This window comes from Enterococcus sp. SB12, assembly GCF_030910025.2.
Lineage (GTDB): Bacteria > Bacillota > Bacilli > Lactobacillales > Enterococcaceae > Enterococcus_B > Enterococcus_B faecium.
Genome location: NZ_CP175676.1, coordinates 74,653 through 86,845, shown reverse-complemented (window position 1 = coordinate 86,845; position 12,193 = coordinate 74,653). Strand labels below are relative to the sequence as shown.

Sequence of the window (12,193 nt, the reverse complement as noted above, 5' to 3'; positions counted from 1 at the left end):
GGGACAGTGAACGAGCAGAAAGTGTAATGTCCTTTTTGCGCGTTCAAATATAGAAATGGTATAGAAAAAGGAGCTGGTAGGCAAGCTGCCTGTCAACTCCAAATATCGTAGCGCCTAATATTTTAATATCTTGTTGCGTATAGTTGACGGATTTACCCAACTCATCTTTCAGTTTGTTAGCCATTGGTTTTAATGTCAGATAGTTCATGCTTCCTGATAAAACTCCCCCTACGACTGGAATAACTTTGGATACTCCCTTAGCAAAAGTTGCTTTCGTTAATTTTGTTCCAAAGATAGCCAGTACCTTTTTCAATATTGTAAAGTAAAGATGCTTAGTTAACGTTTTATTAGGTAGCTGTTTTAGTGCTTGTAAGGCTAATTTATTAGATAAAATACGAATAGTTGATCCAGCGGAACTCACACCAAACATGATACCTAAGTAAAGAATTAGCGTGTTTTTTGCATCTTCCGTTAATTCGTCTTGGTTAGCCCAAATATTCTGATAGCCATATACGTATAATATTTCTTGAGCTAGTTTTAAAGAGTATCCATAAAACTGAGCCATATCAGCAGGAATGGTTGCTGCAATAGCTACGCCACCTGGTTACCCACTTGCAAATGATATTGATGAGGATTTCAATACATTTGAATTGATAACGTTACTAGCAATACGATCAAGTTCTTCTTTTGAAAAAAAAAGCCTAAGGACCTTCCTTGAATAACTTTGGCATATCATCTATTTTGTTACTAAATGTTTTAGTTAAAAAATCAGAGCGATCTACTTTGATAAAAGGTAATTTCAAAGATTCGTTGATTACATTTAATGCTACGCTTTCCTTATTTATTGCCATTTTTTATACCTAATCTCTTATAGGTTTTGTTAGGGGCGATATTCTAATTATAGACCCTGTTTAGATGTGTGAAGATAATTTATCCATCATCTTTATTGACTTCTGAGCACTCACTTCTTTCATATGCTTTTGTAATCACAAATCTTAATTTGGTTAAATATATTGATTTATTGTGTGTCTGATTACGACTAATGATTTTTTGACTGATAACTATCACTAACAGAATTGCAAAAATTTAAGCCATAAAGTAAAAATCACTTTTAACTGTTCCGCCAAATAGATTACCTCCAGTGGTTAATGCTATCGGTGCAACAAAAGATCCCGCATTGCAACCAATTAATACCATTGTATTTATTGCGTTCTCTTTCCCACTCGGAGCAGTTTCAGAAATTGTCTTAAATGCATATGTACCAATAAGTGGCGAACCTATTCCTGAAATTACACTCCCAAGGCATACTAGCCATAAATGACCCTGTGGGATAGTTAAACTTCCAATTAAGAAAGCCACTATGCCACTTGGGACGACCCACCAATGAAGCAAATTATAAATTTTGCCAAAGAAAATACCGACTATCATCGCCATAGTTGTTTTCATTGCTATGATAATACCTGATAATGTTCCAGTTCCTATTTTTTGCTCCACTAATAGTTTTGGTAATTCCACATTAGTACCAGTATCACATAAAGTTACCAACATGAGAAATAAGGCTAAAAATACAAAGCCTATCTGTTTTTTACCATGACTTTCATTACTACTATTATTTTTTTTCAGATTATTTTTATCGGTTTTCGATTGCACTTCAGGTACATACTTCCAAAAAATAAATGATATTGGAATTGCCCAAACATAAATTAAGAAGCCAAAACGCCATCCAAGTAACAGCAAAGCTCCTATCATAAGACTAGCCAATACCCGTGGTGCTAGTTAATTTTAATATCCTAAAGAATATCTCAAAGTTCCTTCAAAACGTCGTTGTGCTCGACTTAATAGAACACTGTAAGCCAGTAATATGCTTTCAAATCTACTCTCTAGCCCTTTAACAGAACGTGAGTTGAAATTTTGACAACCTAATTTCAACTCACGTTCTGTTGGATAGGCTACAATTAACTAGACAGAAAAATTAAGGTGTGTAGACTAGAAGAAAACATACCAGGAGGAATTTTTATGTCTAAGAGAACACGAAGAACTTTTTCACAAGAATTCAAGCAACAAATCGTCAATCTTTACTTAGCTGGAAAGCCACGTGTAGAAATCATTCGAGAATATGAACTAACGGCTTCAGCATTTGACAAATGGGTAAAGCAATCTAAAACGAGTGGTTCATTCAAAGAAAAAGATAATCTTACGCCTGAACAAAAAGAATTGTTAGAACTACGTAAAAGAAACCAGCAATTAGAAATGGAAAATGATATTTTAAAGCAAGCAGCGCTGATATTCGGACGAAGAGACAAGTAATCGATGCGAATAAGCATCTTTACCCTATATCAGCGATGTGCAGAATATTAGGTCTATCACGTCAGTCCTATTATTATCAATCAAAACCAAAGAAAGACGAATCAGAACTTGAAGAAGAAGTCGCTGAAGAATTTATCCGCAGCCGAAAGGCCTACGGCTCAAGAAAAATAAAAAAAGCCTTATCAAAACGAGGCATTCAGATCAGCCGACGAAAAATTAGTAGAATCATGAAAAATAGAGGATTAAAATCGAGCTATACTGTTGCTTATTTTAAAGTACATCATTCTACTTGCAATGAAGCCAAAACGACAAACGTATTGAATCGTAAATTCTTAAGAGACAACCCATTAGAAGCGATCGTAACAGACTTGACTTATGTACGAGTCGGGAAAAAATGGAATTATGTCTGTTTCATTTTGGATCTGTTCAATCGAGAAATTCTCGGCTATTCTTGTGGAGAACATAAAGATGCCGTTCTAGTAAAAAAAGCATTTAGCCGTATCAAACAACCTCTGACAGAGGTTGAGATTTTTCATACTGATCGTGGAAAAGAGTTTGATAACCAAGTTATTGATGAATTATTAACAACTTTTGACATCAATCGATCATTGAGTCATAAAGGCTGTCCTTTTGATAATGCCGTAGCTGAATCAACTTATAAGTCGTTGAAAGTAGAATTTGTCTATCAATACACATTTGAAACCTTACAACAATTGGATTTGGAGTTATTTGACTATGTCAATTGGTGGAACCACCTTCGGTTGCACGGTACACTTGGCTACGAGACACCGGTTGGTTACCGTAACCAGAGATTGGCGCAGTGAATCCTTGATAATGAGCTCGGATGTGCTAACGCTAGCGAGGCAGTCTAACTTTAACTGTTAGCTCCTGCCGAAGATCGTCACATCCGAGGAGGCTCATTGTCAAGGACAATCGGAATAGCATACGGAAAGAAGTTCTGCACCTTATAAAATTTGTCAAAAAAACTGTTGCCATTCCAATCCGGGATCGGGTGTCCCAATCGTGATCCTAAGTGCTAAGTTAGCTGTGGAGGAGTTGTTAAAAGATGATCGTTAAATGATTAAGCGTTTTTGATGAATACGATAATGATTTTTATACTGTGAAGCCATCAAAAAAAAGCATTCAAAAAATTTTTATACAATATTTTCTCAATTGCCAAAAGACAAAGAATGCGTCGTCTAAGCTTTTTACCAACGTGCCGATGATACCGTCTATGAAAAAAGCAAGACTCATTGTTTATTGAAGTCAAGAAAAAACGTTTGGAAGCACTGCAAGTATTACAGTAGTATTAGCGCTATAAGTAGTTTATAATTTAGATGACAGTATCAAATCTTAAATAGTGCTATTTAAATTTTGTTTAAGAATAGATATCATGTTTTTTAGAGGAGGAAAGAAATGAAGAAGAAAAAATCGGTCTGGTTTATGATGGTTGCTATTTTGATGGGCTTTATCCCGCCAATCTTGACTGCTTGTTCAAGTATCGCACATGCGATAGAAACCCAGCCGGATAAAATTGTAGATCAAGCGGGTTTAAAAGTCATTTCCTCTGTTTCATCAGATGGAAATTCTTTAAACTGGGAACTTCAATATGAAAAAAGTGTAGCAAGTGATGGCAATGATCAAGCACTGAAATTTAAAGTGACGGCTGATGGAGAAGCAATAGCTTTTAATGAAGATGCCAGTTTTGCTGTTAATGATGACCAATGGTTTGCGGAAAAAGATTTTTCAAAACAATCGCAGGGTTCTCTTTCATTCACAACGGTGCTAAATGTCTCCAAGGTAGCTCTTGAAATTCAAGCCGATGCAACGAAAACGGATGGAACACAAGCTGTCACTATTAACAAGAATATTTTGACTAGTGCAGTAGAAGGTCCGCATGCGTTGAAATTACCAGCAGTGGCTACACAAGAAACGACAGAAGTAAGTGCTACTTCTCCGACAATAGCGAAAGAAACTACCAGTAGCCAAGAGACCGAAACGACTGCACAAACGGAAGAAGCCAGTGAAGCAACGTCGTCTGAGATAAATTCCTCTCGGGTAGTAGTGGGCGCTAGCAATCTTGAATATTTTAGTGGAATAAGTGCATTTTCTTCCATTAATTACAGCAATATTGCGCCAGAATATACGACAGATGCTACAAAAGGAACTTTTCCGACTAACAGCTGGCAACCAGCTGGGCAAACAAATGTGATCAACCACCAAGGTAACAAGGAACGCAACTTTGCCACTTGGGATGGTGTAACTAGCTGGAATGGCGATCCATCAGACACAACACATTCTTATATCCAGTATGGTGAAAAACAAACAGATTTTGCCATTCGGAAGTACGCCAAAGAAACGAGTAAACCAGGGCTTTACGATGTATATTTGAATGTAAAAGGTAATAAGCAACAAGATATCAAACCAGTTGATATTGTTTTGGTAGTGGATATGTCAGGAAGTATGGAATCGAGTCAAAGAAACGGCTGGAATGATCGTGCTGGTGCAGCCAGAAATGGTGTGAAAAATTTCTTGACTTCTATTCAAAACGCCGGTCTGGGTAATTACGTCAATGTTGGTTTAATTGGGTTTTCTAGTCCTGGTTATATCGGTGGCAAATCGGGTTATATTAGTGTCAAATTAGGCAAAGTAGGTAATGCCAGCCAGCAACAAGCGATTAATGGTGCATTGAGTCCAAGGTTTCAAGGGGGTACGTATACGCAGATTGGTTTGCGGCAAGGATCAGCCATGCTGAATGCGGACACCAGCGGCAATAAAAAAATGATGATTTTGTTAACAGACGGTGTGCCGACTTTTTCTGATAAGGTAAAAAATTCAGTGATGGAAAACGGCATATTGTATGGCACTAACTTTGGAACCACCAGAGATGAACCCGGCTATACCGCAGAACTTCGATGGCCATACACCGATAGTTCAGGTCATCGTATATATGATACTTGGCCAGCAACATTAGGTGAGGCTAAGAAGGCAAAAGATAGCGGTAATGTGGTGCACGCTTTAGGCATTCAACTGGCTGGCGACGACGGCTACTGGTCGGAAGGCTACATGTCAGACGAAGAAGTGCGTCAAAATATGGAACTTATTCCCACTTCACCGGATCTATACGAAGATGCTGATAGTGCCGATGCTGTTGAGGCTTATTTGAACAATCAGGCAAATGACATTATCAAAAACTTTAATACTGTCACCGACGGCACGATCACAGACCCGATTGGTACGCAATTTCAATATGCGAACAACCAGGCGACCGTTACGAGTGTCGGCAAGCAAACTGTGCCAGCAAGTGAGTTGCCAAGTGCGGCGATCCAAGATGGTCAATTGACGGTGAATCACATGAACTTGGGTCAGGATCAGGAAGTTCAGATCCATTATCAAGTGCGTATCAATACAGAAGATAAAGATTTCACGCCGGAAAAATGGTATCCGATGAATGGTCAAACAACTTTGACACCAAACGGAGACAATCCGGATAATAAAGTAGACTTTGGCGTTCCTTCCGCAAAGGCACCGGGGGTGAAACTTAATCTGAAAAAGATTTGGGAAGAATACGATAAGGATACGAGTAAACGTCCCGATTCTCTTGATTTCACCTTGAACCGAAAAGATACCACAGAGAGCAATTCTTGGAAGCAAGGTTTTATTCGTCTTTCTAAAAGCGATGTTGCTACAGATACTAATGTCTGGGAAAAGACCAATATTGAAAAAGTAGCAGAAACACAAGGAGCTACTGAATCGCTTTGGTTGCCACAATTCAACAACAAAGGGAAAGATTTTGCTTATAGCTTTGAAGAAGCAACGGTCAATGGCTATGAATCTTCAAGTAATGCTGCTAAAACCATTTGGACCAATAAAAAAATCTACACACCACTTGCTTTAGAGATCACTAAAATTTCTGATCAAGGAAAGACACCTCTTAAAGGAGCAGTCTTTAGACTAAGTGGAGGTAGTTTGCCAAATGTGGGCGTTAAACTTAAGGACAATGGGGATGGAACCTATACGTTGTCTGATGATAAGTACAAGCTGCAATTAAATACTGAGTATACATTGACAGAAGTTACACCACCAGCCGGACATAAGGCTACTACAACTAGTTGGAAAGTCAACGTTAGTGCAGAAGGTAAAGTAACCATCAACGATGCTGCGACGGGTATTGAAATCAATGACAACACTATCAAGTACACCATTGAAAATGAGTTTACCAAACGTCCTTTATTGGTTGAAAAATATAATAAAGATAGTGGTAAAACATTAGACGGTGCGAAGTTTACGTTGAATCAATATGACGATAAGTGGACGAATGATGGTAAAGTTGTCGGTGATGATTTGATCGGAAGTGATGCCAAATCTTTTGCTAGACTGGCACCAGGCTATTACAGCTTGGAAGAAACGACGGTACCGACAGGCTATAAAAAAGACGATACAGTCTTTAAGTTCCAAATCGATAGCGCTGGGAAACTACTTGATGCAAATGGCAAAGAAATCACCGCTAACTCAAAACCAATGACAGATGGTTTCTATTTAACGAGCGATAATAAGATTGTTTTAATCAAATACAATGAACTGCGTGATTTTGACTTTTCAATTCTTAAAAAGAACTCGCAAAGCAACAAACCATTAGCAGATACTGAATTCAGCTTAGCCACAAAAGAGGATTCCAATACGATTTTGGCTACTCTGAAGACCAATGATGAAGGAACGGGTCAGTTTTTAGATGCTTCGGGTAATCATTACGGTGTTCGTCCAGGAACTTACGTTATCAAAGAAACGAAAGCACCAGAAGGGTTTGTCCTTTTAGAAGGGATTTTGGAGGTCACTATAAATGCGGACGGAACTGTCGGCGACGTGACTTATGATGGTAAGGATCTTGATAAAGATGCTATCAAAGTAAATCTAAAAGATGAGGACAATAACGTCATCGAATTGACAGTTGCTAATACACCCAAAGGACAACTGCCAGCAACCGGCGGATCAGGTATACAGACTTTCATCATAGTAGCCTTAGCTCTTGTCACAGCAGCAGGTGCTCTTACGATCTGCTACTTCTACCGTAATCGAAAGGAGTTGAACTAAGATGAAGAATAAATCATTGTTCATCAAAATCACCTTACTTCTTTCAACTTTGCTGGTAGGGATCTTTACGGGGCAACAAGCCTTTGCAGATGATGGGACGATCGATATTGTGATCCACAAACAATTGTGGGACCAAGCACCTGATGCAACTATTCAAAATACGGGAGCGGCCGATCAAGATACCAAAGATCCAATCGAAGGGGTCGGCTTTACGATTTATGACATTACAGAGGATTACTATAAATTGGTCAAAGGCTCTGACGAAACAACAACTATTCAAATGATTCAAGAAAATGTTGCTGATTATCAAAAAATTATCAGAGAACAAGGCCTGACTGATGAAAAAGGCACAATCAAATTTACCCAACTACCTAAAAGCAGTGGCGGTAAAAATGCGGTTTACCTGATTGTTGAAACGGCATTGCCTGATCCTGAAAAGGTAAAAGTCGAAAAAGCGGCCGAACCCTTAGTAGTGGCTTTACCAGTATATGAAATGAGCACAGACGGTAAAACCTATACGGACAAAGAATTAGCTACCGTTCACCTTTATCCTAAAAATGTGGGAACAATCGTTGAAAAGCCAGTGACACCAACTAAACCTAAAAAACCAAGTAAACCGAAGAAACGCTTGCCACAAACAGGTGAAGCAAAATCCTTCCTAGGTATATTGGGGATTCTTTTGATTGGTACGGCGATCATTTTATGGCGGAAACACTCTGTACGAAACAATTAATCAAAGGTACAAAAGACTAAGGTCTATTGGAATATTGTGCAAAAAATCAAGGAGGAATTAGAAAATGAAGAAATTATGGAAAACACTTTTTGCAGCACTACTTGTAGTACCTTTATTCGCCGGCGTGTTTGGTGCGAAAACAGTAAGTGCTGCTGAAGCAACAACGACAAATGTAACGATCAACAAACGAATCTGGAAAGATGGCGAAGCTCCAGCACAAGGTTCCATGCAAAATACTGGGGAAGAAATGGACTTTGGTGGAGATCCACTTAAAGGAGCCGGCTTTACAGCCTATGATGTAACAGATGCTTATCTTGCTCTGATTGCAGATGGTAAGTCACAAGCAGAAGCAACAAAAGAAATTGTTGATAATGCGTCAGATTACACAACTGTAGCAAAAGCAGAACAAAAAACGGATGCCAATGGTCAAACAACTTTTGAAGGACTTGCTTTAAAAGACGGCGACAAAGATAAAGTCTATATGTTTGTTGAAACAAGCACGCCAGACAATGTTTCCGTAACGACAAAGGCCGCTCCAATCGTTTTAGCAATGCCAATCTATACGTTTAAAGATGGCAAATATTCAGATACAATCAATACCAACGTTCAAGTCTATCCAAAGAACGAAACCAAGACTGATAAAAAAGAAGTTGCCAATTTAGATAAGTTCACTGAAGTTAAGGGTGCTGATAGAAATGTTTTATATCATAACCTTACAACTGGCGATGAAATCGAATATAAATTAACTTTAAATATTCCTGCGGACATTCTGGAAGATGGCGTCACTTACTCTGTAACTGATACGCCAACTGCTGGACTTGCTTATGTAAAAGATTCTTTTGCAGCAACTGGTTTAGTAGCTAGAACTGACTATGAATTAGCTGAAGATTCTGCAACTGGCGGATTTACTGTTACTTTGAAACAAAGTGAAAATGTAGGAAAATTAGCTGGTAGTCAATTGATTGCTACTTACAAAATGAAATTAACTGCTGAAGTAAATCCTGACGATTTAGTAAACAATAGTGCCCAAGTAACAATTGGTAACAACCCTCAAGATAAAATTACACCACCAACGAAATTTGGTACAGGTGGTTATAAATTCGTCAAAAAAGATTCGCAATCTGGTGCAACCTTATCCGGTGCGGAATTTGTCGTAAAACAAGGCTCTAACTTTGCAATATTTGAAGATGCTAAAAACACTAAAGGTGAATATATCTTTAAAGAATGGACGACTGGTGAAGCAAAAGCAACGAAAATCGTTTCTGACGACAAAGGTGAGTTGAAAGTAATTGGTTTGAAAAATGGTGACTATCAATTAGAAGAAAAAGCGACTTCAAGTGATAAATATGTGTTACTTGATGAAGATGTCGATTTCACTGTTGAACACGGTCAATATGGCAGTCAAAAATTAAAGTCTGTTCTTAACACGCCTAAAGGTCTGCTTCCATCAACAGGTGGTAACGGGATCTATGCCTTCTTACTTATCGGTGCTGCTCTTATGATCGGTGCTTACGCTTGGTTCAAGAAATCTAAAACACAAGCTGAAGTCTAAGATATAGTTTTAAAATAGCAAAAGGCAGCTTCATTTCTTGAAGTTGCCTTTTCTTTCTTTTAAAATAGGGAGAAGGAGGTGCAAGCATGGATCAGCGCCAAAAAAATGAACGGATCAATTTGATTTTAAAACTGCTAATGGCGATTTTATTTACGACCGGTGCCATTATTTTCAGCTATCCCTTTTTGGCCAATGCGGTGAATTCCTATTATGACCAAAAGATGATGGAAAAAAACTTGGCTGAGATGGCCGCAACAAATACCAAAGAACAAGCAAAAAGGCACCAAGAAATGGCCGAAAAAAATAAAGAGCTAGCTGAAAGTAAGAACATGACCAATATTCCTGGCATGGGACTGGTAGAAGACCCGTTTGAAAATGCGGTCGATGATGCCAAAGATCCGGGTAAAGCCTATTATGAAGAGCATACCGTGGGTGCTATCTATATTCCAAAAATTTCGGTCAGCTTACCTTTATTTGATGAAACCAATGCTGCTCTTTTGGAAAAAGGCGCGACGATTTTACAAGGAACGTCTTATCCGATCGGTGGCGATAGTACCCATTCGGTGATCTCAGGCCACAGTGGCTTGACGGAACGTAAACTTTTTACAGATTTAGAAAAGTTGGTGATTGGCGATGATTTTTATTTGACCATTGCTGGGGAAAAATTGGCTTATGCGGTCGATGACATCCAGATCGTTTTACCGTCGGATATCGACAAAGTGGTCATCCAACCGGGGCGGGACTTGGTGACCTTATTGACTTGTACACCTTATGGCATCAATACCCATCGTTTATTAGTCACTGGACACCGTGTACCTTATGTGGAGGAAATGGCGGAGGAAGTGACCAGTACCAAAAAAGCGGTCGAACGGCGTTTTCGCTTGTATTTACTACTGATCCCGCTTTTCTTTGCCATGATTTTCTATTGGATGTATCGCAAGTTCGTCTATTATCAAAGCGGCAAACACAGTTATGACTTTTGTTTTTACTTATTGGAAAATGGTCAACCCAAAGCAGGCGTGACTTTTACCTTAGTCCGTAAAAAACGCTGGGCAACAGATGTCACTAGCCAACCAGTTGCTGTAAGCCAGGTGGATGGATGGGTGTCTTTCCCTGAGATCAGAGGGGGTCGTTATTATGCCAAGGCGATCGATGGGTCGACAAAACCAGTTAAGGGCAAGGTCCGCCGTTTAAAAGATCGGCAGTTTGTTTTAAGCCACGTCACGAAGAAAAAGCACGGTAAGAAAGTTACTTATTATCTGGAGAATGGAGCGAAAAAATGAAGAAAAATCGGCAAGTGATCTCGCAAATTGCGATCATCCTCATTTTTATGGTCGGCATCTTGACCATGCTCTATCCTTTTTATGTCGATGCGTTGAATAATGTGATCGATCAAGTGCGCGTCGATCGCTATTTGAAGGAAAGCCAGAAAGAATTTGAAGCCGAACGCAAGCGACTGGCGGAAGAAAATAATAAATTGAGCGACAGCGGGTTAGCTCCGGGTGCCGATCCGTTTGCGAATCCGAATGGTGGTACGGTTTCATCTGCTTATTACAAAAAGCATTTGATTGGGACCATCAATCTTCCTGATTTGGCCATTGAGTTACCGCTATTTGATACGACCAATGATGATTTATTGGAACAAGGTGCGACGGTCCTAGATGGCACGTCCTTTCCTGTTGGTGGCGCAAGTACCCATGCGGTGATCTCGGCTCATCGTGGCTTGCCAGAACGGGAACTCTTCACCAATCTGCCGGAGCTTAAAAACGGTGATATTTTTCTGCTAAATGTCTTAGGGGAAACCTTGGCTTATGAAGTGTTTGACAGCCAAGTCGTGACGCCAGATCAGACTTCGGTTTTAAAGATCGAACCAGGCCAAGACTTGGTGACGCTCATGACCTGTACCCCTTATATGATCAATAGTCACCGTTTGTTAGTCACAGGAAAACGCGTGCCATATACACCGGCTGCCGAGAAAAAACAAGTCAAAGGCGATCGTTTTCGTAAGTTGAAACAAATCGCTATCTTGGGGGGAACGGCCCTGTTGATCTTAGCCGCTATTTATCAATTGTATCATGTGATCGCCCGTTACCGATTGCGGAAAGTGCGTTTTGATTTCACTGTTTGCTTAGAAGGCGTGGCAGAACATACGCCAATCGCACTCTATGATAAAAAAGGGAAAAAAGCCCTGCGGCGTAATGGAAAAGCCTATCAAGAACTAACAGATCAAACCGGACAAGTCACTTTTACCGATCTACCAGGGGATTGCTATCGTTTGAAATTGGGCAAGAGTTGGTTGGTGCAGTTTGGTTTGAAGAAAAAAAAGAGGCCATCCAAGATTTGGAAGATAAATAAGAAAAAAGTTATGTTAAAAGAAGAAAGAATACTAGAAGTCAAATAAAAAATGCTCATGTTATCAAATGATTTAAATCCATAAGATACACGTTTCATTGTTTAATATGGGTATTCTTAGCTTCTTGGTGTTAGTATCAAATCTTAGACAGCTTTTC

Annotated in this window: 7 protein-coding genes and 2 pseudogenes; 6 read left to right on the top strand and 3 right to left on the bottom strand. The window is 39.3% G+C overall.

The features are described 5' to 3' along the window. Positions 1-127: 127 nt before the first annotated feature. From RBL01_RS13070 to RBL01_RS13060, 3 genes and pseudogenes are all read right to left on the bottom strand, one after another. Positions 128-851 (bottom strand): annotated as a pseudogene (locus tag RBL01_RS13070) (bacteriochlorophyll 4-vinyl reductase); the annotation flags it as partial. Between the two features lie 235 nt (positions 852-1,086). After that, positions 1,087-1,737 (bottom strand): hypothetical protein, encoded by a 651-nt coding sequence (locus RBL01_RS13065; protein WP_239520003.1) that lies wholly within the window; start codon positions 1,735-1,737, stop codon positions 1,087-1,089. A gap of 45 nt (positions 1,738-1,782) precedes the next feature. Next, positions 1,783-1,926, bottom strand: a pseudogene (locus RBL01_RS13060) (IS982 family transposase); the annotation flags it as partial. 90 nt (positions 1,927-2,016) lie between these two features. On the opposite strand from RBL01_RS13060, the gene RBL01_RS13055 reads away from it, so the two are divergent. From RBL01_RS13055 to RBL01_RS13030, 6 genes are all read left to right on the top strand, one after another. After that, a protein-coding gene (locus RBL01_RS13055) for an IS3 family transposase (RefSeq protein ID WP_410779662.1) occupies positions 2,017-3,131 on the top strand; the annotation gives its coding sequence in 2 pieces (ribosomal slippage) (positions 2,017-2,293 and positions 2,293-3,131; 1,116 coding nt in all). 592 nt (positions 3,132-3,723) lie between these two features. Further along, complete coding sequence (locus tag RBL01_RS13050) at positions 3,724-7,398, top strand: SpaA isopeptide-forming pilin-related protein (protein ID WP_058128821.1); 3,675 nt, start codon at positions 3,724-3,726, stop codon at positions 7,396-7,398. Between the two features lies 1 nt (position 7,399). Beyond that, complete coding sequence (locus RBL01_RS13045; RefSeq protein ID WP_002291088.1) at positions 7,400-8,131, top strand: pilin N-terminal domain-containing protein; 732 nt, start codon at positions 7,400-7,402, stop codon at positions 8,129-8,131. 64 nt (positions 8,132-8,195) lie between these two features. Continuing rightward, entirely contained in the window at positions 8,196-9,683 is a 1,488-nt protein-coding gene (locus RBL01_RS13040) for a SpaH/EbpB family LPXTG-anchored major pilin (RefSeq protein WP_058128820.1), read from the top strand. A gap of 86 nt (positions 9,684-9,769) precedes the next feature. Next, positions 9,770-10,966 carry a class C sortase gene (locus RBL01_RS13035; RefSeq protein WP_058128819.1) on the top strand — a complete coding sequence of 399 codons (1,197 nt, stop codon included), beginning with the start codon at positions 9,770-9,772 and terminating at the stop codon, positions 10,964-10,966. After that, the gene (locus tag RBL01_RS13030; RefSeq protein WP_010724946.1) at positions 10,963-12,084 is read left to right on the top strand and encodes a class C sortase; all 1,122 of its coding nucleotides are present in this window, start codon (positions 10,963-10,965) and stop codon (positions 12,082-12,084) included. Before RBL01_RS13035 ends, RBL01_RS13030 begins: the two co-directional genes overlap by 4 nt. The last annotated feature ends 109 nt before the right edge of the window (positions 12,085-12,193 follow it).